18 protein-coding genes and 3 pseudogenes are annotated in these 22,713 nt (G+C 38.0%); 9 read left to right on the forward strand and 12 right to left on the reverse strand.

The features are described from left to right. The first annotated feature begins 34 nt into the window (after positions 1-34). Positions 35-847 carry a rhomboid family intramembrane serine protease gene (locus tag EGS47_RS02060; RefSeq protein ID WP_005003380.1) on the forward strand — a complete coding sequence of 271 codons (813 nt, stop codon included), beginning with the start codon at positions 35-37 and terminating at the stop codon, positions 845-847. A gap of 32 nt (positions 848-879) precedes the next feature. Here EGS47_RS02060 and EGS47_RS02065 read toward each other — a convergent pair whose 3' ends face one another. Both EGS47_RS02065 and EGS47_RS02070 read right to left on the reverse strand, forming a co-directional pair. Next, entirely contained in the window at positions 880-3,345 is a 2,466-nt protein-coding gene (locus EGS47_RS02065) for an ABC transporter permease (protein ID WP_005003379.1), read from the reverse strand. Then, the gene (locus tag EGS47_RS02070; protein ID WP_005003376.1) at positions 3,342-4,079 is read right to left on the reverse strand and encodes an ABC transporter ATP-binding protein; all 738 of its coding nucleotides are present in this window, start codon (positions 4,077-4,079) and stop codon (positions 3,342-3,344) included. Before EGS47_RS02070 ends, EGS47_RS02065 begins: the two co-directional genes overlap by 4 nt. Positions 4,080-4,172: 93 nt before the next feature. Between EGS47_RS02070 and EGS47_RS02075 the strand changes: the two genes are divergently transcribed. Then, complete coding sequence (locus EGS47_RS02075; protein WP_005003374.1) at positions 4,173-4,760, forward strand: arylesterase; 588 nt, start codon at positions 4,173-4,175, stop codon at positions 4,758-4,760. 35 nt (positions 4,761-4,795) lie between these two features. On the opposite strand, the gene EGS47_RS02080 is transcribed toward EGS47_RS02075, so the two are convergent. Then, complete coding sequence (locus tag EGS47_RS02080) at positions 4,796-5,410, reverse strand: carbonic anhydrase (RefSeq protein ID WP_010588747.1); 615 nt, start codon at positions 5,408-5,410, stop codon at positions 4,796-4,798. Between the two features lie 320 nt (positions 5,411-5,730). Between EGS47_RS02080 and EGS47_RS02085 the strand changes: the two genes are divergently transcribed. Together EGS47_RS02085 and EGS47_RS02090 are read left to right on the forward strand one after the other, a co-directional pair. Continuing rightward, complete coding sequence (locus tag EGS47_RS02085) at positions 5,731-6,780, forward strand: alpha/beta fold hydrolase (protein WP_005003372.1); 1,050 nt, start codon at positions 5,731-5,733, stop codon at positions 6,778-6,780. A gap of 177 nt (positions 6,781-6,957) precedes the next feature. Continuing rightward, entirely contained in the window at positions 6,958-7,953 is a 996-nt protein-coding gene (locus tag EGS47_RS02090; RefSeq protein WP_005003370.1) for a hypothetical protein, read from the forward strand. Between the two features lie 57 nt (positions 7,954-8,010). Here EGS47_RS02090 and EGS47_RS02095 read toward each other — a convergent pair. The 6 genes and pseudogenes from EGS47_RS02095 to EGS47_RS02120 all read right to left on the reverse strand — a co-directional run. After that, positions 8,011-8,835 (reverse strand): annotated as a pseudogene (locus EGS47_RS02095) (IS5 family transposase); the annotation flags it as partial. A gap of 60 nt (positions 8,836-8,895) precedes the next feature. Continuing rightward, positions 8,896-10,028 (reverse strand): IS3 family transposase gene (locus EGS47_RS02100; protein ID WP_223235881.1). Its coding sequence is split into 2 segments (ribosomal slippage): positions 8,896-9,776 and positions 9,776-10,028, totalling 1,134 coding nucleotides; the frame shifts between segments, so codons are not numbered across the junction. Positions 10,029-10,206: 178 nt separating this feature from the next. Then, positions 10,207-10,824 (reverse strand): TetR/AcrR family transcriptional regulator, encoded by a 618-nt coding sequence (locus tag EGS47_RS02105; protein WP_004986924.1) that lies wholly within the window; start codon positions 10,822-10,824, stop codon positions 10,207-10,209. A gap of 306 nt (positions 10,825-11,130) precedes the next feature. Beyond that, on the reverse strand, positions 11,131-13,086 hold the full coding sequence (locus EGS47_RS02110; protein ID WP_004986921.1) for an alkyl/aryl-sulfatase: 1,956 nt from the start codon (positions 13,084-13,086) through the stop codon (positions 11,131-11,133). 84 nt (positions 13,087-13,170) lie between these two features. Next, positions 13,171-14,303 (reverse strand): IS3 family transposase gene (locus tag EGS47_RS02115; RefSeq protein ID WP_223235881.1). Its coding sequence is split into 2 segments (ribosomal slippage): positions 13,171-14,051 and positions 14,051-14,303, totalling 1,134 coding nucleotides; the frame shifts between segments, so codons are not numbered across the junction. A gap of 90 nt (positions 14,304-14,393) precedes the next feature. After that, a pseudogene (locus EGS47_RS02120) lies at positions 14,394-14,504 on the reverse strand (IS5/IS1182 family transposase); the annotation flags it as partial. Between the two features lie 41 nt (positions 14,505-14,545). Between EGS47_RS02120 and EGS47_RS02125 the strand changes: the two are divergent. From EGS47_RS02125 to gspG, 4 genes and pseudogenes are all read left to right on the forward strand, one after another. Continuing rightward, complete coding sequence (locus EGS47_RS02125; protein ID WP_035272015.1) at positions 14,546-15,271, forward strand: polymorphic toxin-type HINT domain-containing protein; 726 nt, start codon at positions 14,546-14,548, stop codon at positions 15,269-15,271. Then, a complete protein-coding gene (locus EGS47_RS02130) occupies positions 15,272-15,616 on the forward strand; it encodes a DUF3969 family protein (protein WP_005003366.1) in 345 nt (114 codons plus the stop codon). Positions 15,617-15,790: 174 nt separating this feature from the next. Next, positions 15,791-16,228, forward strand: coding sequence for a DUF6334 family protein (locus EGS47_RS02135; protein WP_005003363.1), 438 nt, complete (start codon positions 15,791-15,793; stop codon positions 16,226-16,228). A gap of 9 nt (positions 16,229-16,237) precedes the next feature. Next, positions 16,238-16,588, forward strand: a pseudogene (gene gspG, locus EGS47_RS02140) (type II secretion system major pseudopilin GspG). A 53-nt stretch (positions 16,589-16,641) separates the two neighbouring features. Here gspG and EGS47_RS02145 read toward each other — a convergent pair. The 3 genes from EGS47_RS02145 to nfuA all read right to left on the reverse strand — a co-directional run bounded on the left by EGS47_RS02145 (position 16,642) and on the right by nfuA (position 21,892). After that, entirely contained in the window at positions 16,642-18,711 is a 2,070-nt protein-coding gene (locus EGS47_RS02145; RefSeq protein WP_005003358.1) for a TonB-dependent receptor domain-containing protein, read from the reverse strand. Positions 18,712-18,921: 210 nt separating this feature from the next. Further along, a complete protein-coding gene (locus EGS47_RS02150) occupies positions 18,922-21,066 on the reverse strand; it encodes a TonB-dependent receptor domain-containing protein (RefSeq protein ID WP_005003355.1) in 2,145 nt (714 codons plus the stop codon). Positions 21,067-21,253: 187 nt separating this feature from the next. Then, positions 21,254-21,892, reverse strand: a complete 639-nt coding sequence (gene nfuA / locus EGS47_RS02155; protein ID WP_004996571.1) for a Fe-S biogenesis protein NfuA — start codon at positions 21,890-21,892, stop codon at positions 21,254-21,256. Positions 21,893-22,054: 162 nt separating this feature from the next. Between nfuA and EGS47_RS02160 the strand changes: the two genes are divergently transcribed. Continuing rightward, on the forward strand, positions 22,055-22,672 hold the full coding sequence (locus EGS47_RS02160; protein WP_044435967.1) for a rhomboid family intramembrane serine protease: 618 nt from the start codon (positions 22,055-22,057) through the stop codon (positions 22,670-22,672). Positions 22,673-22,713: the final 41 nt, after the last annotated feature.

Raw genomic sequence — 22,713 nt, forward strand, 5'->3', positions numbered from 1 at the left:
ACTAAGCATTATTGATATATAACAAAAGCATATCATGTCTGAATATAGTCCTCCGCAAGTAAATCGTAAACTTGAAGTCAATCTATGGTGGATTACCGCAGTTTTAATCGCCATGAATGTGGGTTTATATGGCTGGCAAGTGCTATCAGGTGTCGATGCCACCAGCCCGACAACAGCCGATGCCATCCGTTGGGGTGCAGACTTCTCGCCCCTGACTTTTCTGGAACAACCACAACGTTTATTTACCAGTATGTTCTTCCATTTTGGACTGGTACATCTGATGCTGAATATGTGGGCGCTGTATATTTTTGGCAGTATTGCAGAACAAATGCTCGGGCGTTTTTATTTTATCGGGTTGTATCTATTGGCAGGACTGATGGGCAGTTTGCTCAGCAGTTACGTCACTATTCGTGACAGCTATGCATTACTTGAGCATTTTGATCCAACTTTACTTCCTCATGTTGGCGCAGGTGCCTCTGGGGCAGTCATGGGACTTGGCGCAGCACTCACCATTTTGGCCTTGTTGCCTGCTTTACCCGATCAGCGTTTTATTTTAGATAAAAAATCTTTAGTCATGGTCATGGCAATTAACCTTGCCTTTGGTTTCATTGCAACTGGAATTAATAATGCCGCTCATATTGGCGGGATGATCATGGGCGCTTTACTGGCAACGATTTGGTATATCAGCCAAAAGATACATCAAGCAAATCTAGGCGCAGTGGTTGGATTGATCATCGGAGCGGTGCTGTGTGTCTTATTTTATCAATACTGTGTCAGTCTGATTCCACCGATTGAGCCACTTTGGCAAGAAATTTTAACGCAAATGAAAAGCCAGCTGGGTTTATAGCTGGCTTTTTATGGTTTGATTTTACTTAAAGTTTAAGATTGGTTGATTTCTCTTAAGCTTTGTAAAGGTGGAATATCACATAGATAACTAAGTCGATATCGTCCAATCAAGGCACAAATCAGCATCATGGCAACAGGTAAAATCAGCCAGATTTCAGGATGCCATTGTAGCGCAATGTTCATTTTATAGCTGGCAATGGCACTGATAATTTCAGCGAAGAAGCAGGATACTACCCCTGCAATTAAACCGATAAAGCCGATTTCCAAACTCAACATATGTTTAAGTTTTGACTTGGATAATCCAAAGGAACGCATCAATGCCACTTCTCGACGGCGTTCATCCATGAGTAGATTCAAACACGCCACTAAGACCAAAATCCCAGACAGCCCAACCAATATTGCCAATACCGTAATCACTTGAACCAATACGCTGACCAGTCTTTTAATTTCATCCAGTATCAAACTGACATCAATAAAGACAGTGTTAGAAAAACGTTGAATCACCTGAATCAATTGCGTCTTATCCTGTGGTGGAACATAAAAACTACCTAAATAACTTCCTGCATTTTCATCCATGCTGTGTGGTGAAAAAATAAAGAAAAAATTCGGACTAAAACTTTCCCACTCTACACTTCGTAAGTTGATGACCCGCGCAGATAACGTCCCTTCTGGCAAATTAAATGTCAGCTTGTCTCCGACTTGTATGCCTAATTCTTCAGCGAGTTTAGCCTCAACTGAGACTTGATTGACCTGATTAAATAAGGGTTGACCTTGTGTAATGACATTGTCCTTTGGCAAGGCCTCTGCCTGAGTCAGATTTAGCTCACGACGTAAAGAATTATTGTGTTGAATCAAGTCGGCTGCAAAGGGCTGATCATTTTTGGCAACTAACCTTCCCCGAATATTCGGATATAAAGGCGTACTATGCCAGCCATTGTGTTCAATTTGTTGCTTAAACTCAGGCATATCAAAAGGCGGCAAGCCATACACAAATTGATTTGGCGTTCCTTCTGGTAATTGTTGTTGCCAACGCTGCAATAGATCGGTGCGTAATACAGTTAATACGGTAATTAAACTTAAGCCCAAAGCCAGTGCGGTAATCTGTAAACTGGTGTGCGCTGGTGTCCGTATATACACTGAAAATCGATTTTTGAGTTGCTTAAAAAATTTTAACAGACTCCAAACAATCCCATATAGAATCGCGCTCAGTAAGAGTATCGCTGCCAGCATCAGACCACTCAGTTGAATATTTTCACTCAACACCATACTAAACACCGCTAAACTCAACACACCTGCTAAAAACATAAAGGCAAATGATCGTTTGGAACGTGTTTCCTGACGAATCACTCGAATTGGAGGCGTATTTAGTAACTCCCAGATACTCGGCAAGATAAATCCGGCCATCACTACGATACTGGTGAATATCGCAATCGGTAATGGGCCGAACAAAAATGCAATCACTGAAAAACTTAACTCGAGTTGCGGAATCAACTGCAACATCAGTTGTAATAAGCCATAGCCAAGTCCCACGCCTAATAATGAGCCAATCAAAATTGAAATGAGACTGACTACAGCCAATAATCCAAGATATGCCCAGACGATCTGTACACGAGTTGCCCCGAGACAACGCATCAAGGCAATGTGATCCTGATTTTGTTGGACATAGCGCTGACTGGTTAAAGCAATGGCGATACCACACAGCAAAATCGTTAAAATATTGGTCAACTGTAAAAACGTATCCAGATTTTCAATCGGTTTCATCAAACGTGTATTGCCTTGAGCAGCGTTACGCAGCCTTAAGCTCGATTCTGGATCGGCCTCTGTATCATCCTGAACATGATGTTGCGCTTTAAATTTTTTTTCAAAATTTTGAATATTTTCAGGCAAACCAGACATTAGCAACCGATATTCAATCCGACTACCGACTTGAATCGCATTGGTTTTGGCAATATCTGATTGGTTAATCATGACAGTGGGAGAAAATCCAGAAAAGCCCAATTCCTGATTGGAATCATGCTTAATCACACCCGCAACTTTAAATGCACCATCTGCGATAAAGACCTGCTCACCCAATTTGACCTTAAGCAAATCCATTGCGCGTGGACTTAACCAGATTTCACCAGATTTGATCTGCTTTGCCTCGGGTTCAATCTGTAATTTTCCACGTAACGGAAAGTGTGTATCAATGGCTTTAACATTGACCATGACAAATTGATCATTCGTTCGTGCCATTGAGCTAAAAACAGTGACATTAGATTGCTGAAAGTTTTCAGTAGTTGCTTGTTGCTTCCATGTATCTGCAATGGGTTCATTGTCAGAAAGAACTAAATCGGCTGCTAGCATTTCAGCAGCTTGTAAAGTCACAGCATTTTGGATCTGATCATTACTAAATTTAAGTGCAGTGGTTGCACTGATGGCAAGTGACAAGGCAATGATGAGTAAATAAATACCGCCCGACCGAAAACTTTGGATAAATAAGGGTTTAAGCAATGCACTCATGTCCCATCCTCCATCTGATCAACTGGATGAGAGGATTCTTGGGCAGAGACTTGATCTTCAAATAATTTACCATCGATCAGTTGTAAGCGACGCTGGCACATTGCTGCCAGCTTGGCATCATGCGTGACCAAAATCAGTGTCGTGCCTAATTCACGATTCAGTTCAAATAACAGGCTCTCAATGTCTTGTGCAGTTTGACCATCCAGATTTCCTGTTGGTTCATCGGCAAAAATAATTTTAGGTGATGCAATTAAAGCACGTGCAATGGCTACACGTTGCTGCTCACCACCCGATAATACTTTGGGGGTTTGCAGCGCTTGGCGCTCTAATCCTACTCGTTTTAACCAAGACAAGGCTTTTTCTTCAGCCTGCTGATAATCAAACTTTGGCTGCAAACGTAAAGGCAGCATCACATTTTCTAGGGCACTCAAATGTGGTAACAGTTGAAAAGACTGAAATACAAAACCAATATTTTCCAGACGAACTTTTGCTCTTGCTTCTTCACTCAGTTGATGTACGGCTTGCTCACAAACCCATACCTCGCCTGAACTCGGCTGATCCAATGTTGCCAACATCCCTAAAAGAGTGGATTTTCCTGACCCCGAACGCCCAGTAATTGCAACTTGCTCACCTGCATAAATATCGAGATTGATATCATTTAAAATAGTTAATATTTTGTTATTAAATTGAATGGATTGTGTCAGTTGATGGGCAGAAATAATCGGTTGTGGCATGATGGTCATTATCCTGTCTGATGCAATGATCGGTCATTTTTTAATATGCAAATTTTAAAACGCTTGTTCAAACCCAAAACTGTAAAATACTACATGGTTGCTACGCTCAGTCTGATCCCTTTTGCCATAGAGGCAAAAACCATTTTGATTGTGGGAGATAGCATCAGTGCAGGTTATGGAATCAATCATGAACAAGGCTGGGTTCAATTATTGCAAAAACGTCTTGACCAACAGTATCCGAAACAGCATAAAGTGGTCAATGCAAGTGTGAGTGGTGAGACCACCAGCGGTGCGCTGGCTCGAATGCCAAAACTACTACAAAGTTATAAACCTGATGTGGTCGTCATCGAATTGGGTGGTAATGACGCATTACGCGGTCAACCGCCTCAAATGATCCAAAAAAATTTGGGGCAACTGGTACAACAGAGTCAGCAAGCCAACGCGAAAGTAATATTATTTGGTATGAAAATTCCGCCTAACTATGGCACAGCTTATAGCCAAACCTTTGAAAATAATTATAAAGTGATCAGTCAACAATACAAAATCAAACTACTGCCTTTCTTTATGCAAGGCATCGCGGGACATAAAGATCTGATGCAAAATGACCAGATTCACCCGAATGCCAAAGCACAAAGTATTTTATTGAATAATGCCTACCCATATATTAAAGGCGCGTTATAACGCGCCTTTAACTCAATTAAACATCTATAGGATGCTTAAAAATCAAAAAAAGTCACTTCACCTGTTTCCAGTGAATATTCTGCACCGACCACGATCATTTTGCCCTTTTCGATCAGGTGTTCAAGTACAGCAGAACCATGACGCAGTTGATTCACAGAAGCAAACACATTGGAACGAACCGCATGCATACATAACTTTGCATGGTCGTGTTTTAGATCAGTTTGCAGCAAAATTTCAACGGAAGGACGGACTCGATTGACAATTGACATCAAGTTGTCAGATGGCGGATGATCTGGATTCATCAACGTATCGACCGTGGCTTGAATTGCCCCACAGTGACTATGACCTAACACCACAACCACGGCACAATCATAACGTTCAGCCGCGAACTCCACACTTCCCACTTGTGACGGTGCAACAATATTGCCTGCCACACGGATCACGAACAAATCACCTAGCCCTTGATCAAAGACAATTTCAGCAGGGACACGCGAATCAGAACATCCCAAAATAATGGCAAATGGATTTTGGTCTTGAGCCATATCGGTACGTTCTTGATGTGATAATAATTTGCGGTGAGTCACTTCACCTGTTGCAAATCTCTTATTACCCGCTTTAAGACGTTCAAGCGCTTCCTGAGCAGTGATCATTTGTTTTGCCATCAAATAATGAGTTCAAAATAGTGTAATAAGCTAAACTCTGAAAGTCACTGACAAAAACTAAACTATGACAATCTTTCTCCATTTTGATATTTTTTTAATCAATTTAAGATAATGACTTGTTGTCTATAAATTTATTTACATTTTATTTCGATAATAATACGACCTATTTAACATTTTTTGAGTCTAAGCAGTTGACCAAATTGACTATAATTCTCCTAGATTTTTTTTAGCAGCAAATGACGGATACAAAGCCTTTATTTCATAATATAAAGACTCAAAACGTCAGCAACTTTCAAGGATGAAGTTAAATGACTTTCCGTATTCCTCACATTAACTTTTTCTATACATGGGCATTTGCTATGAGTATATGTATGGGACTATTTGTTGGTGGAAGTTTACAAAATGCTCAAGCCGCAGACTGTCATTTTAATTTACATGATGAACTGCAACAGCAACGTAACTGGGCTGGCTTAAAAACCAAAAGCTTAAAAGTAGATGATATTACTTGGGTCTATAGCGAAGGCGGTGCATCAAATAAACCAACGATTTTATTGATTCATGGTTTAGCAGGCAGCCGTGATAACTGGAATTCAATTGCCAAAGTATTAACCCCTTATTATCACGTGATCATTCCTGATCTGCCTATGGCGGGCGATACCATCGTTCCAAAGGATTTTGATTTATCTGTACCCAATGTCACTGAGAAACTTCGACGTTTTACCGAAGCTGCACATGTGTCCAATCAGATTAATATTGTCGGGCATTCGGTTGGCGGTTCAATTGCTATGCTATATGCATCGCAATATGCGTTTGACACACAAAGTCTATTTCTCATCAGCAGTGCGGGCGTTTATCATTCCGCCAATACTATTTACCTGAAAGATCCAACTTATCTCAAACAATTGATTGTTTCCAAGAAAGGCGATCTGAATTATGTGCTGAATCAAGTCATGTATCATCAGCCATTTTTGTCCAATGATTATAAAAATGCGTTGGAACAAAATTTAATCACCCATGCACAGGAAACCAGTAAAATTGTCGATCAACTGGTAGCACTTAAACGTCTATATACACCAGATACATTTTCAGTTTTAGCTCGCTCGATTGAAGCGCCCACCTTAATTTTATGGGGTGCAGACGATAAAATTGTCAATGTTGAAGCCGCGGGTGAATTAAAGAAAATGTTGAAACGTGCCGAAGCACCGATTATTTTAAATCATGTCGGACATATGCCAATACTGGAAGCGGATCAATTGGTTATTCAATACTACTTGCCTTTTTTGGAAAAAACCCAAAAACAAAAAAATCCACTAACCGATCCTTTAGTGTCTCTAGGTAGACATTCCGTTTCCGATTAAAACAATAGATAAATCACTAGACTTGTTTCATCATTGTTTAAACCCTCTTTATTTTTCTCCTACAGGGAGAAATAAAAGGGAGTTATGAAAAAGTCTACTACACATTAAAAGTTAAACATGCAGAGATGATTTTTAAAGTAAAGTGTTTAAAACTCAGACATTCAATTTAGAGATATTATGAGCAACCCGATCATTGACCAATTAATAGAAGCACAGCTTGATTTTCTGGATCAGGAGTTTTCTCAAAAAACGACGATTCAGTCTGAGTTTTCTGAATTTTATCATTGGTTTAGAAAGCAACAATTAAAAGATTTATGGTCATTTGAACAAATTTATCATTTGATTCAAACGCAAATTTTAGATACTGCTGCAAGTCCCTTTTTAATCGAGCAAATTACCGAACATATTCGTTTTGCCTTGATTCATCCAAGCAATGATCAGACAACGATTGAAGATATTATCCCTGTGGTAACGATTGACCATATCGCCCAATATGTGGCGAGTAAAAGCGAACACCGTAAAGCACTGATTAAACGCATTACCAATAATCCTGCGTTTTCAACCATGGTGACGCAGCTCATCCAACATTCCATTCAGGATTATCTGGATAATTCCCTCATGAATAAAAAAGTTCCCGGTGTTGGACGTTTTATGAAAATGGGAAAATCTGTACTTGAATCTGTAACCGACTCCAATCTGGATGACACAGTCGCTAATTATTTACAAAAGAATATTATTAAGTTAAGTCAGCTGAGCGAAACAGTACTGAATCAGCATTTTAATGATGAAAAGCTTTATCAATTTCAGGCGAATTTATGGCACAAGATCAAAAAATTACCTGTAAATGTTGTGCGTAATTATATTGAAGTCAATGACTTGCCTAAAACTGTGGGAATGGGTCATGAAATCTGGGAACACATCCGCCAGACCGATTATTTAAAACAACAAGTGCATGATGGTGTCTATGCATGGTACGCACGTAATCAGGAACGTTCTTTTGATTTGTTGTTACGCGATATAAATATCAATGAAGAACTGATTCAGAATCAACTGACCGAATTATTAACCCCCATTATTCAGGAAATGGTTCAATCCAAACATTTGCGTGAACGTGCACGACATTATTTGGAAAAGTTTTATTATTCTGAACAGGTTAAAAATATTTTTAAATGATTACGGCTTTGTTGCAAAAAAGGTTTGAAAGATAATGCTGCCCTAAGTGAGCTAAATTCAAGGGACAACTTGGGTATGAGGGCGACCTAATTCTGTGAATTTATTCAAAACTGCTACACGTGCATGAACCTCATTCACCTGACTAGGAAAACTCCTTGCTGTTAATTTATCGCCTAATAATTTGATGCAATGCATTTTGGTTTCCACTAAACTTCGACGATGATAACCAGACCATTTTTTCCAAAGTGACCTACCTAACCGTTTGACTGTTTTTAATAAGTCATTCCTCTCTAAATATCTCAATTTCTTATCTTTCCGAGGCTTTGCATTCTTCCTAGGTAGAATGACTGCATGTGCAGCTCGATCTAAAATGACTTGTCGGCAGTGCTTTGTGTCATAAGCACCATCTGTATAGACTGAATCAATTCGTTCATCCAACGGAATTTGATCAAGCAAATCACCAAGCACCTGTGAATCACTCACATTGTTTATTGTGAACTGAACTGCTCGTATTTGAAGGGTCTTAGCATCTATATCTATATGCAGTTTGCGCCATTGGCGACGATATTCAGGCTGATGTTTCTTACACTTCCATTCGCCTTCACCTAAAAATTTTAACCCTGTAGAGTCGACGAATAGGTGTAACCTATCACGACTTTTCTGATAGCTTATCGCAATATCAATATGCTTTTGTCATTTACAGAGGGTGGAGTAATCTGGTGCTGTCCAATTCAAACCACAGAGTTTAATCAGGCTTTGAGCAAAGCCAGTGACCATACGTAAAGAAAGACGGAATAGAGATTTGATCATTAAACAGCTTTGAATCGCTGTGTCGGAATAAATTTGATTTCGTCCATGCTTGCCTTGTGGCTGTTCATACCAGAGGTGGTCCCACATGTTTGAACAACTAAAAGCTTATTTATAAGTGATACTCTGCTCTAGTTAAGCTACCTTATTTTGTTGTGGTAGCTGGTCATAGTAAAACTCATCTGGAGTCATTTTGTCCAGACTCGAATGAGGTCGTTTCAAATTATAAAATTCAAAATATGCGTTTAATTGCTTCTTCGCATCCAAAACATTGCTGTAGGCTTTGAGATACACCTCTTCATATTTAACGCTCCGCCATAATCGTTCAACCATCACATTATCAACCCATCGACCTTTACCATCCATACTGATTTGAATGCCATTTGATTTCAATACATCAATAAATGCATCACTGGTAAACTGACTGCCTTGGTCTGTATTAAATATTTCAGGTCGACCATATTTTTCAATAGCTTCATTTAATGTTTCTATGCAAAATGTAACCTCCATACTAATCGATACTCTATGCGCAAGTACCTTGCGGCTATGCCAATCAATCACAGCACATAAATAAACAAAGCCTTTTGCCATAGGGATATACGTTATATCCGTAGACCACACTTGATTACTGCGCTGAATAGCCAATCCTTTGAGCAGATATGGATATTTGCGGTGAGCTTGATTAGCCTGGCTTAAATTTGGTTTGCAATATAACGCATTAATGCCCATTTTCTTCATTAAAGTACGTGTATGACGTCGTCCTATATGATGTCCTTGACGATTCAACAAATCACGCATCATCCGGCTACCTGCAAAAGGGTATTGCATATGTAACTCATCCATACACCGCATTAGCTTCAGATCTGATGCACTCACAGGTTTTGGGCGATAGTAATAACAACCACGGGAGACTTTCAGCAGCTGAGCTTGCTTAGATACTGAAATCTGAAGTGAGTCATCGATTAACTTTTGTGGTTGAAGCGGTCCAGTTTCTTCAACACACCTTCTAAAAAATCAATTTCTAATGCCTGCTCACCGATTTTTGCATGTAGTTTTTTTAGATCGATGGGTGGTTCTGTTGGAGCTTTTGATTGATCGAAAGCTTGCGAGGAAGCTGAAATCAGTTGATTTTTCCAGTCGATAATTTGGTTTTGATGAACATCAAATTCAGCACTCAATTCAGCAAGTGTTTTTTCTGCTTTAATCGCAGCAAGTGCTACCTTAGCTTTAAAATCATTTGAATGATTTCTTCTTGGTCTACGTGCCATAAAATACTCCATATATTGATGTTTATAACATCATTTGGGGAGCAAAATATCACTTATAAGTGTTGTTCAAATTTCCTGATCCACCTCTAAAATGCATCGTTTAGGGTTCTAATTAAAATTGATAATAAAAGAATATCAGACGAGAAGCGATTTATATGATTCAAGGTCATAGTGAAAGTCAGCCATCATGATGGAGCATTTTTAAATATTGCAGCGCAATTTGTTGAGAAAAATCTGTGCTATCTTGTAGTTGATTGGCAATTGCTTCATCTGCAACCCCATGTACACCTGAATAAATCAACAAAGCGGTTAATCTTGGCTGTTCTAAATGCCAAATATCCGCCTGCTGCCCTCCATTTAAGATTTGCAGCAGTTGTTCCAATATCATATTTTTTTCATTATTTTTTCGTTCATGGTGATGTGCACCAAAAACAATATCATGTATAGCATAGCTTTCGAGATAGGTTTGTATATTGGCAGAGATCCAAACCTTAAATTGACTGACCCAATCTTCAGCATCACATGTTGCAACAGCTGTGTCTAAGGCCGCGATAAAAAAATCGATATAACGTTTTTTTAAGGCTTCAACAATATGCTGTTTCGATTCAAAGTAATGATAAAAGGTCCCTTTAGCAACGCCCACACTGGCAATAATTTCACTAATCGTGGTGGCTTCAACGCCTTTTGCTAAAAAAAGCGTTTGTGCAGCATTCATCAGCTCATCAATTCGGACTTCTGCTGGCTTGGTTTGCCTTTTTGTCACCTGAGTAGAAGCGACTTGAGATTGTGATGACATACTTCTCTATTTTCTACACGCAAGAATTTAATTATAGATGAGCCTTATCTAATTCACAATTCAAGCTAATACGAGTTCCCGAATACATCAATGTGGATATAATCCTAGTTCAGTCATACCAAATAATATTTTAGCTGATAAAGAGACTTGTTCTTTTAAATTCTCTAATGAAAATAGACCTACTTAAAATGTCTAAATATTTTTTAATACTGATATAAAAAATGGGAGAACTGAGTCTATAAGTTCTCCCATTTTATTCTGTGCTATTGATCTAAGCCTACACATTTAAGTTTCGTTATTTCCCCCCTAACCATTTGGTCGAGTCACAATTGGGAAAATTGAATCTGGACGTTTAAACATTGTAAAGAATTTTCCAATTTTCAATGGATTGCCTTTGACTTTACTGTCTTTAGAAAGCAGGACTTTTACCCCTTCTATTTGACCTGTAATCATTTTTAGATATAAGGGCTTGGTTACGGTTAATGTTGGGCAATCCGATGCCAAACCATTACTGTCATCATGACGTTTAAACTGCATGACTGAGTTTTCAACCCATAATGAAAAATTCTCTTGGGTATCCGACAAAACCAGATTGATACACTGGTTTTCATTTTTTAAATTTTCCACATCTAAATTTGTCGCCATGGCTTCAAGAAATCTTTCAGTTGGCGTGTGAATCAATAAATCACTCGGATCAGAGGTATTTTGTAGTGGTACATTATTCTGTAACTCTTGAGCGCCCACCAAAAAGAAATTACGCCAAGTCGAAGCCTCAGCAGCATAGCCCAATTGACGATAAGTATTTGCCAATAAGTCTTTCGCTTGTTGGTTTTGAGGGTTATTCAACACAATATGTTTTAAAATCTCGGCAGCCCATCTATAGTCAGCTTGAGCATAGGCATCCTGCGCATTTTTCAATGCATTGTTCTCTCCACCTGCTAACTCAATATATTTTTTTGCAACAGCTTTAGGCGGTAAAGGATCTAAATTGGAAGGATGAGCATCGAACCATCCCATATAGTATTGGTATACCGCTTTTACATTATGCTTTAAGGTTCCATAATAGCCATGCGCATATAGCTTTTGATCAAGTGCCGCTGGAAGCTGAATTTTCTCGGCAATTTCAGCACCATTAAAACCAGAGTTCATATATCTTACCGTCTGATCATGAGTGAATTTATAAACATCTCGCTGGGTTTTAATAAAATCTTGAATATTGTCATTGCCCCAGACCGGCCAATGATGTTGTGCAATCAATACATCGGATGCTTTGGCATGCTGCATTGCTTGGTCTAAATAGCCCACCCATTTTAAGGCATCACGTACTTTAGCACCTCGAAGGGTATAAAGATTATGCATGGTATGCGAAAGAATTTCTGCGCCATTATAAAGTTTCAGTGATGGAATAGAGAATGTTAATTCAGCAGGTGCTTCTGAACCCGGCACGTTATAGAACACAAAATCCAAACCATCAATGCTCATTTTCTGTTCTGCTTGGGTGATCAGTTGTGTAGGCTCAAGGATTCCCATTTTTCCCACAGCAACAGCCTTACCTAAACCAGTATCCACCAATCCTTCGGCATTCTTAGGTAAAAAAGTTCCATACATATAAGTCGCACGACGTATCATGGCTGAACCTGCCATTACATTTTCACTGGTCGCTTCTTCCATAAAACCTTGTGGCGCAATAATTGGAGTTTTTCTTGCGTTAATTTCGTCACTAGAAAGAACCCCTAACGCCCCACCAAAATGATCGATATGGCTATGGGTAAAGATAATGGCTGAAATTTTTTGCTCACCTAAATGCTGCCTAGCAAATTTAAGTGCTGCTTCTGCCGTTTCTTTGGAGGTTAATGTATCCACAATAATCCAGCCAGTATCACCCTGAATAATGGTCATATTTGCCAAATCAAAACCACGAATTTGCCAAACTCGATCTGTCACTTTAAATAGACCAACATTGTTGTTTAGCTTTGCTTGTCGCCATAGCGCAGGATTAACAGTATTTGGTGCTGGATCATTTAAAAAATTAAATGCATCAAAATCCCAGATCACATTGCCTTTCTCACTTTTAATTTGACCGGTTGGCTTAGCAATAAAACCTTTTTGCGCATGATTAAACTCAGTCATATCGTCTAAATTATATTTCGTTTTATACGCATTATTTGATTCAATGACCGCTTTTTCGACTTGCCCATTTGCTGCCAAAACAGAAAATGGCAAAATAAACATCAATGAGACTGTTAAAAATTTAATTTTCATTGTCATTCCTTTTTTCAAAATATAGAGGTGGTCCCACATGTTTGAACAACTAAAAGCTTATTTATAAGTGATACTCTGCTCTAGTTAAGCTACCTTATTTTGTTGTGGTAGCTGGTCATAGTAAAACTCATCTGGAGTCATTTTGTCCAGACTCGAATGAGGTCGTTTCAAATTATAAAATTCAAAATATGCGTTTAATTGCTTCTTCGCATCCAAAACATTGCTGTAGGCTTTGAGATACACCTCTTCATATTTAACGCTCCGCCATAATCGTTCAACCATCACATTATCAACCCATCGACCTTTACCATCCATACTGATTTGAATGCCATTTGATTTCAATACATCAATAAATGCATCACTGGTAAACTGACTGCCTTGGTCTGTATTAAATATTTCAGGTCGACCATATTTTTCAATAGCTTCATTTAATGTTTCTATGCAAAATGTAACCTCCATACTAATCGATACTCTATGCGCAAGTACCTTGCGGCTATGCCAATCAATCACAGCACATAAATAAACAAAGCCTTTTGCCATAGGGATATACGTTATATCCGTAGACCACACTTGATTACTGCGCTGAATAGCCAATCCTTTGAGCAGATATGGATATTTGCGGTGAGCTTGATTAGCCTGGCTTAAATTTGGTTTGCAATATAACGCATTAATGCCCATTTTCTTCATTAAAGTACGTGTATGACGTCGTCCTATATGATGTCCTTGACGATTCAACAAATCACGCATCATCCGGCTACCTGCAAAAGGGTATTGCATATGTAACTCATCCATACACCGCATTAGCTTCAGATCTGATGCACTCACAGGTTTTGGGCGATAGTAATAACAACCACGGGAGACTTTCAGCAGCTGAGCTTGCTTAGATACTGAAATCTGAAGTGAGTCATCGATTAACTTTTGTGGTTGAAGCGGCCCAGTTTCTTCAACACACCTTCTAAAAAATCAATTTCTAATGCCTGCTCACCGATTTTTGCATGTAGTTTTTTTAGATCGATGGGTGGTTCTGTTGGAGCTTTTGATTGATCGAAAGCTTGCGAGGAAGCTGAAATCAGTTGATTTTTCCAGTCGATAATTTGGTTTTGATGAACATCAAATTCAGCACTCAATTCAGCAAGTGTTTTTTCTGCTTTAATCGCAGCAAGTGCTACCTTAGCTTTAAAATCATTTGAATGATTTCTTCTTGGTCTACGTGCCATAAAATACTCCATATATTGATGTTTATAACATCATTTGGGGAGCAAAATATCACTTATAAGTGTTGTTCAAATTTCCTGATCCACCTCTTACCATTGGGTCTTGGGATCAAACCAGATTGAAATATTCCCTCGCTTGATTAAAGCTTGGTTATACGAGGACCAATTGGTTGTACGGTAGATTTTAGGAGCAGGCTTCTTCATCTGGAAATTATATTGCTGAAGAAGCCTTCATGAATAGCTTTATGCAACAAAGCCGTGCTTACTTAAAATCCTTATATCCTTGCGGGTGCTTTGATGACGACACACCAGTCTTAACAAAAGATGGTGCAAAACGTATTGTTGAAATTAAAGAGGGTGATCTAGTTCTTGCTCGAAATGAAGAAACTGGTGAAATAGCTTATAAGCCCGTTAAGCGCGTATTTGTTGTACCGAACCGTCGTATTTATTTGCTTAAAACAATTGATAGTACTGGTAAAGAAAATACAATTGAAGTTTCTGATGATCATCCATTCTGGGTAGTAGACAAGAAATGGGTGGAAAGTATTGACCTTAAAGTAGGTGATCAACTTTTAGATGCAAATAATCAAGTTCATAAAGTTGTTTCATTTACTGAAACAGATAGAGTAGAAACCACTTATAATTTGGAAGTTGAGGGCTATCACACATATTTTGCAGGTGACGCAAATATGTGGGTACATAATTGTAATTTAAAAAATGTGTATAATGGTATCAAAAATGCACCTAATTATCCTGCAGGATTTAAAGCCATTCAGGATGGAAAAACATTTAATACAGTTAAAAATCAAGATGTTCTAAAAGGCCTAAGAGAACATGAAGCTGGTGTTTGGAAAAAAGTATATTCAGATGGATATGCCTCAAATGGTGCGAAGGTATCTATCCATTATTTCCAAAGTCAGTCTGGAAAGGTTTTTGATGTTAAAGTGAAAAATGGTTGGAGTAATAAATAAATGAATGAGTTCGGAAAAATTGATTTGGAAAAGTTAATTTTAATAGTTAATTTGGGTGTTTTACACTCTTTAAGAAACAATTATATAGATATAAATGAGGCTGAATATTTTTTGTATACGCCGTATATGCTTAGACTCTTGAAGGAAAATAATTATTCTATTGATTTAATTAATATGATTCATAAGGGGACTGAGCTAGAAGATCTTAAGGGATTAAATATTGATTTTAAAAATGAAGTTGAAAAAATGTTTGAAGAATGTGAGGAGATGATCAAAAAAATTCCCAAGGTTAGTTTTGAATGTGAAAAATGGTATGATCAAAATTTATTTGATAAATATGACTGATCAGAGGTTGATGTAAGAATGTTGATAATAAAATCACATGGATGTGATTGTATTTTTTAGTTAGATTTAGACTTCCTTGAAAGAGGTTTGTGAAATATTAATTGATGTATGTCTAAAGATTTAGATGCCGCATTAAATTTAATTAAACAAGAAAAAAGAAGGTGAAATAATATTATGGAAAGTAATATTTTTGATGTTGTCAAAGATAATGTTGAAATTAGAAAAATTGATAGTGTTTATTTGATAGGTAATGAGCATGCCGATTCTAAGAATTTCGTTGAAAGCATAATATTCGAAATTAATAATAAGTTTTGGATTATTACTGTAAATAATGATTTTGATGAAGTTGAGTTAAAGATACTACCTCATTTAATGGAAGATTTTAGTCCAGAGAGATGTTTGGATAATCTGTCAAATTTAAAAGGTTTAGAAATAGGAACAATGTTTGCGATAATAAATGAAAGAGGATATACCGATGGCATTAAATTAAGTCTCTACAATCATTCAGAACCTGAAAATAATCCCTTTTTTGCAGTATTAACAATAGTAGCATTAGCTTCTGGACTACACTATGAATTAAGACAGACAGGTATTGATACATATTTGATTTAGTGGATGAAAATGTATAAACGATTTCCAAGAAATAATGGTTTCACTCTTCTAGAGCTAATGATTGTTCTAGTCATCATCGGTTTGCTAGCGGGTATAATTGGGCCAAATTTATTTAAAAACTTGGAAAAGTCTGAGAAAACTACGGCTAAGTCGCAAATTGATGCATTGACTAAGGCAATTGACCAATATCGTCTTGATAATGGCTCATTTCCAGATAATGGTTGTGGTTTAAATGCTTTATTAACTGCTCCTTCGGGAGCAAATTGATGGAATGGACCTTATATCAAAAAGATACCTTCTGATCCTTGGGGGATGACTTATCACTGTCTCAGTTTAAGAAAAGTGGACAGATTGACCTAAAAAGCCGCTGATGCGGCTTTTTAGATGGCAATGACAAGATTGGGATGCGAGGATTAGAAGTTGGCTACGAAACTAATGCCATAACGACGACCATCAAGCAACTGGTCACCATCAGCATTTTCTGCTTTTTCATTTAACAGGTTGTATACACCAAATTTACCTTTCAGATTTGAGGTAAATTGATAGTTAAAACCAACATCTAAAAACTCATAGCCAGGATTTGGATTAGACATTGATGTGCGGCTTAGATATGCAGAAGTTTCGCCGCGATAATGCAAACGTGACCAGATATTTAAAGCATCATTAATGTCGTAATCAACCGTAATATTAAACATATGTTCAGGCATTTCGTTTAAAGGACGACCTTTAAATTCACCCGATTTAATTTCTGTATCTGTGAAAGTATAGTTTGCACTTACAGTCATATACTCGTTCACATCTGATTCTACAGTCGCTTCGATCCCTTTAAGTTCCGCTTTATCAACATTGATACGGTCACTAATAAAATAAAATGGTATCGCACCTTCAGCACATTTCCACGCAGCAACATTATTTCGGTTGGTTGTAGAGCCATCTGTATCTGTTTCACAGGTACGAACTTCGGTAATTTTATCTTTAAACTGAGTGATATACCCTGTTAGTGATGCTCGAAGATAATCATTTTTCCAGTTAAGTCCTAGCTCTGAAGATACACTACTTTCTGGATCAAGCTCTGGATTGGCACGAATGATACCGCGTCCTGTAGGTGTTGGAGAACCACCACCACCTGTGACGCTATAGAAACCTTCCGTTGCTGAACGAATGTCAGGTTGTTTATATCCCGTGGAAACGCCACCTTTTAATGATAAGTTATCATTGAAGCTATACACACCATATAGGCGCGGCGAAAGATTTCCTTTGTAGTTTTCATCATAATCATAACGTAAACCACCTGTGAGATTAAAACGATCGGTCATACTCCAAGTATCTTCCAAAAATACAGCAGCAGACCAACGCGTCAGTTCACTAAAAGTTGGAATGTTTGGATTACGGTTAGTCGCCTTGTCATTTAATGATTCATCTTTATAGTAAGCACCAAAAGATAAAACATGATCGGCTAAAGTCCAGTTCCATTGGTTATTGAACGTCCAAGTCTCTAGTTCTATACCTTTAGTGTCTAACGTAGTATTTTCACGGTCAGGATTTTTAGAATTTTCGTACTGTAAATACGTCGTGCTATTCAGGCTGTCTGTGTAACGCCCATTATGTGTAATCGAATAAACATCGCGATAATTGCGTGAAGATGAATCAGCGGCATTGGCTACAGCTTCCACTGTTTTTCCGACCGTCGATTTACTTTCTTGTTTAACAAAATTAGCATCTAAAGCAAGGTCATGATGATCATTAATCAAATAGGTTAAACGTGTATTTAAGCTTTCTCGTTCATTACCACGAAAACCACCGACATATTGGTCTTCTTCACGTTCTTGTTTATTAACATTGAGTTGTAAACCTAGCTTATTTGGAATAAGTGGTCCTGCAAGATAAACCGATCCATTTTTAATATCTCCAGCATCGCCTTGATCCTGAATGACCGTACCTAGCTCAACTGTACCTGTCCACTCATCACTTACTTTCTTAGTAATGATATTGATGACACCACCCATGGCATCCGTACCATACAACGTTGACGCAGGTCCTCGAATAATTTCGATACGTTCAATTGCCGCTATTGGTGGCAAGATATTTTTTTCAAATCCATTATCATCCCCATTAGGGTTTACATCTTTAGAATATTGACGTTTACCATCGACCAAAAATAGCGTGTAGTTTGATGACATACCACGGATACTGACCGTCTGAGCAGAACCTGAACCTGAAATGACCACCCCTGGCGTATTTCTAAGCACATCAGTTATATCGTTATATTCACGTTTATCCAGCTCTTCACGGCTAATGACGGTCATAGATGCAGGTGCTTTAGAGACGTCCTGTTCGTAACCTGTAGCAGTAACAACGATGGTCTCAAGTTTTACCTGTTCCGTCGGTTTGTTACTGATCGCACCATCTTGATTAATTTCAGTATTTGCAATAGCAGACATACTTGACAAAATTGATGCCGCTAAAAGTGAACGCCGAATCATTTCCCACCCCTTTTGATTTCTTAAAAACTTAAAATAAGCTTAAAACTCGCAGGCATTTTAGCAAACAAATTGTAAAATTCAATAAAAACGAGAATTATTATTATTAATGATTTAACCAACAATCAAATTATTTAGGAAATTTTAATAATAAATTTTAGGTAAAAAAAGACGCACGAGGCGTCTTTTAAGATTCTTAGATTAAATTAATTCTTAGAAACGATATGTCATTCCCACAAATGCTGATTGACCTTCCAAATAGTATCCAGAGGTACTTCGCGCTAACTTTTTGTTTAACAAATTATTCATACCTGCACGGATAGTGATATCGTCATTGACATCATAATTTGTCGCTAAACCCAAAACTGTATGGGCTTTTTGCAAAGTTGTATCTTTCGTAACTGTGGTTGAATATTGTTTTCCAGTATATTCTGCTAACAGGTTTACCGCCCAAGCATCATTAATAAGATAGTCTAAAGAGGAAGTCGCTGTTAATTCTGGAGTATTAATTAAGGCTGCACCTGTATCCAGATTTTTTGCTTCAAAGAAGTACGTTGCACTATTGGTCCATTTGAGTTGATCAGTCACAGGGATTGCTGCACTAAACTCTAATCCTTCTGTTCTTGCTTTTTGTATATTTCTGAGCTGAGTCCACCAAACACCATTAATTCGACCTAGCGGTGCATATTCAATTTTATTTTCAAAGTCTGTGTAGAAATAAGTCAGATTAATATCTGTACCAAAGCCTGTGTAATTCACTCCAATTTCATAGTTTGTGCTTTTTTCTGGTTGCAAATCAGCATTGCCCGCCATATAACAACCACCAGAAATGTATCCCATTGAAGCTAAAGAGGTACAACCATTACCTCCTGACTGCGTTGCAGCACCAGCAGTACTTTCTTTAATGGTAGGTGCACGAAAACCACTTGCTACTCCACCTTTAATCGCCCAATCTTCGCTTGGTAAATAGACCAGATAAGCTCTTGGACTATTATGATCCCCAAATTTTTCATCGTGGTCATAACGATTACCCAAGGTTAATTTAAATTTATCACTCAAATCTAAAGTATCTTCAATGAATACAGCCCATGTTTTACCTTCGAGCTTAGCATTACCAGCATAATCTGCACCATCATAGCTAGGTACTACGTTACCATTGGCATCTTTAATCGGTGTACCAATTGTATCTGTATTATTAAGCTCTGATCGACGCCATTGTCCGCCCACAGTTAACTTATTCGGTACAATGAGATTAAAAGGTAAATTGACCTGCCCTTCAACAATTGATTCATTGGATTTTGCGGTTAAGCCATCGCCAGATTGATCATAATCATTGTAATAAGCAGATAATTTTGAGGTAATTTCATGTCCCCATTTGCCATCCCAAGATGCCACATAACCTTGTTTTTCTAATTTATCAGCTCCCCAACTCTGATTTGTATTTTGACCAGTAATTGCTCCTGTTGCTCCATTTTGAGTAGTCACTCCTTTGGCTTTTAAATTCTTTTCGATACCGTAGGTCGCCTCCAACGATAAATCATGATTTTCATTTAATCGAAAGTTTAATTGGCTACCAAAATTATTATTAACGTAACCTGTTGTACCTTCAACATTATTTAAATTTGCATCACCACCTCTAGGAGGGCTGGTTACTGTGTAACCTTTATCAGATTCACGACGAATCTGACTCGCATTTAAACGCAATCCAACATTATCGGCTAATGGCCCACTCACCACAGCACCCGTTTGGAATGTACGACCTTTATCTCCAGATGTCGTTGGCTGGGTATAATTATAAGTTGCACTACCTGTCCAGTGATCCTGAATTTTTTTCGTAATGATATTGATTACACCCCCCATTGCATCTGAACCATAAAGAGATGACATTGGCCCCCGTACCACTTCAATCCGTTCAATCATATCTGGAGTAATCCAGTTTAGATCCTGTCTTCCTAAATCTGGACGATAATTGGTATCACGTGATGAACCAATCCGCTTACCATCAATCAATATCAGTGTGTAATTATCTGGTAAACCACGTAATTTTATTTTTGATCCGTCGCCATTTGTACTTAAACCACCTGTTACGCCTGGCACACGTTTTAATAAATCGGCCAGACTTGATACTGGACGTTTTTCTATTTCCTCAGCAGTAATCACAGAAATAGAGGCTGGAGCCTCCTTTAAATCGACTGCCTGACCACTAGCAGTTAAAACAATTTTTTCTAATTTTGCTGAATCTGTTTGTGTAGTACTTTGTTCAGCATTTACAGTGCTATCTTCCGCTGCATGAACCATTGAAAAAAGTGTCGCTGCAATTGCAGCCGAGAGAACTGTGCGTAATATAGGTTGAGACATTTTCATCCCCTATTTTAAGAAATATTAAAAGAAGCTTAAAAAAACGATTGCATTGTAACAATTCATATATAAAAAACAATACTAATGATAATAATTATCATTATTTTAATCTATTTTATTTATAAATCCGATTTTAGGCCAAAAAAAACCTCTAACGAATTAGAGGTTTTCTACATATTTCAAAACATTATTTGAAATATGCACCTTCCGACTGTGAATGGTCAGTTTGGTCTACGACACGCTGTAACTCAGGTATATGTTGACGTAAAGTAGTTTCAACACCTTGTTTAAGAGTCACATCAATTGCTGAACAGCCCTGACAACCACCACCAAATTTAAGTACAGCAGTTAAACCTTTTTCAGGATCATTTTGTACTTCTACTAAAGCACAATTACCCCCATGTCCTTCCAAACCAGGATTAATCTCTGACTGAAGGATATAAGTAATACGCTCTTCAATCGATGCATCAGGCCCGACACGCGGCACTTTTGAGTTGGGCGCACGAAAAGTCAATTGACCACCAAAACGGTCTTTGTTGTAGTCAATCACAGCATCTAATAAATAAGGAATCGATGGCTGGTCGATATAAGCAGGAAATGCAGCATAATCTTGTTTATAGTCAGTCGGCACCACTTCATCAGGCGCACTATATGCCATACAACATTCAGCACGTGGAGTACCTGGATGCTCAACAAAAATACGAACGCCAATCCCTGGAGTATTTTGTTTGTCCAACAGATCACTTAAATACTCTTGTGCAGTTGGAGTAATCAAAAGGTTGGGAATTTCTTCTGCAACCACAGTGTTGGTGTTCTCAGTCGACATAATCATGATCCTCAAGCTGAAGCGCTTATTTTAACTGAAGATGCGGGAGAATTAAAAAAAATCAACCAAAATTGTCGGATTTATTCATAGGAAAATATGTGCTCTGTTGTTTTTTTAATGGCATTATGGCAGTTAACGTTAATATTATTTATAAATTTCACTATGTTTCATTTGCCTTTTAATCATACGATTACGCTTATCGCGATTACCGTGATTGTCTCCCTCATGGCCTTTTCCAACCAGAATATCATGAATCGTCTGATTTTCTGGCCGCCAGCCATGCAGCGTGGACAATATGACCGCTTTATTACCCATGGCTTTGTACATGCCGATGGGACTCATTTATTGTTTAATATGATTACCCTGTTTTTCTTTGGCAGTGTGATTGAAAGTTTTTATCGTCAGTTTTTTTACGATCTTGGCTTTGTACTGTTTTATCTGGGCGGTCTGATTTTTGCGATTTTGCCAAGTTATTTAAAACATAAAAATGATACCAATTGGGCAAGTTTAGGGGCATCGGGTGCGGTTTCAGCAGTACTTTTTGCCTATATCTTGTTTGAACCCTGGAAATTGATTTTGGTATTTTTTATTCCTGTGCCTGCGATTATTTTTGCAGTTTTATATGTGGGATATAGTGTCTGGTCAGGTAAACGCGGCAACAGTAATATCAATCACAGCGCGCATTTGTGGGGAGCGGCTTACGGTGTGGTGATGACCATCATCTTAGAACCTCGTTTGATTCAGCATTTCTTAAATAAGCTGACTCAATTGCCTTTTTGATTTGCTCTCTTTTTTAATTTGATTTCTATCTTTTTGAAGCC

The organism is Acinetobacter sp. FDAARGOS_515 (assembly GCF_003938865.1).
Classification (GTDB): domain Bacteria; phylum Pseudomonadota; class Gammaproteobacteria; order Pseudomonadales; family Moraxellaceae; genus Acinetobacter; species Acinetobacter ursingii.

Excerpts from the sequence above, each read along its gene's own strand:
- EGS47_RS02130 (WP_005003366.1), top strand. The coding sequence starts at position 15,272 with ATGAATGAGTTCGGAAAAATTGATTTGGAAAAGTTAATTTTAATAGTT.
- EGS47_RS02065 (WP_005003379.1), bottom strand. The coding sequence starts at position 3,345 with ATGAGTGCATTGCTTAAACCCTTATTTATCCAAAGTTTTCGGTCGGGC.
- EGS47_RS02160 (WP_044435967.1), top strand. The coding sequence starts at position 22,055 with ATGTTTCATTTGCCTTTTAATCATACGATTACGCTTATCGCGATTACC.
- EGS47_RS02085 (WP_005003372.1), top strand. The coding sequence starts at position 5,731 with ATGACTTTCCGTATTCCTCACATTAACTTTTTCTATACATGGGCATTT.
- EGS47_RS02090 (WP_005003370.1), top strand. The coding sequence starts at position 6,958 with ATGAGCAACCCGATCATTGACCAATTAATAGAAGCACAGCTTGATTTT.
- EGS47_RS02110 (WP_004986921.1), bottom strand. The coding sequence starts at position 13,086 with ATGAAAATTAAATTTTTAACAGTCTCATTGATGTTTATTTTGCCATTT.
- EGS47_RS02150 (WP_005003355.1), bottom strand. The coding sequence starts at position 21,066 with ATGTCTCAACCTATATTACGCACAGTTCTCTCGGCTGCAATTGCAGCG.
- EGS47_RS02135 (WP_005003363.1), top strand. The coding sequence starts at position 15,791 with ATGGAAAGTAATATTTTTGATGTTGTCAAAGATAATGTTGAAATTAGA.
- EGS47_RS02080 (WP_010588747.1), bottom strand. The coding sequence starts at position 5,410 with ATGATCACTGCTCAGGAAGCGCTTGAACGTCTTAAAGCGGGTAATAAG.
- EGS47_RS02060 (WP_005003380.1), top strand. The coding sequence starts at position 35 with ATGTCTGAATATAGTCCTCCGCAAGTAAATCGTAAACTTGAAGTCAAT.
- EGS47_RS02075 (WP_005003374.1), top strand. The coding sequence starts at position 4,173 with ATGGTTGCTACGCTCAGTCTGATCCCTTTTGCCATAGAGGCAAAAACC.
- nfuA (WP_004996571.1), bottom strand. The coding sequence starts at position 21,892 with ATGTCGACTGAGAACACCAACACTGTGGTTGCAGAAGAAATTCCCAAC.
- EGS47_RS02125 (WP_035272015.1), top strand. The coding sequence starts at position 14,546 with ATGCAACAAAGCCGTGCTTACTTAAAATCCTTATATCCTTGCGGGTGC.
- EGS47_RS02105 (WP_004986924.1), bottom strand. The coding sequence starts at position 10,824 with ATGTCATCACAATCTCAAGTCGCTTCTACTCAGGTGACAAAAAGGCAA.
- EGS47_RS02145 (WP_005003358.1), bottom strand. The coding sequence starts at position 18,711 with ATGATTCGGCGTTCACTTTTAGCGGCATCAATTTTGTCAAGTATGTCT.
- EGS47_RS02070 (WP_005003376.1), bottom strand. The coding sequence starts at position 4,079 with ATGCCACAACCGATTATTTCTGCCCATCAACTGACACAATCCATTCAA.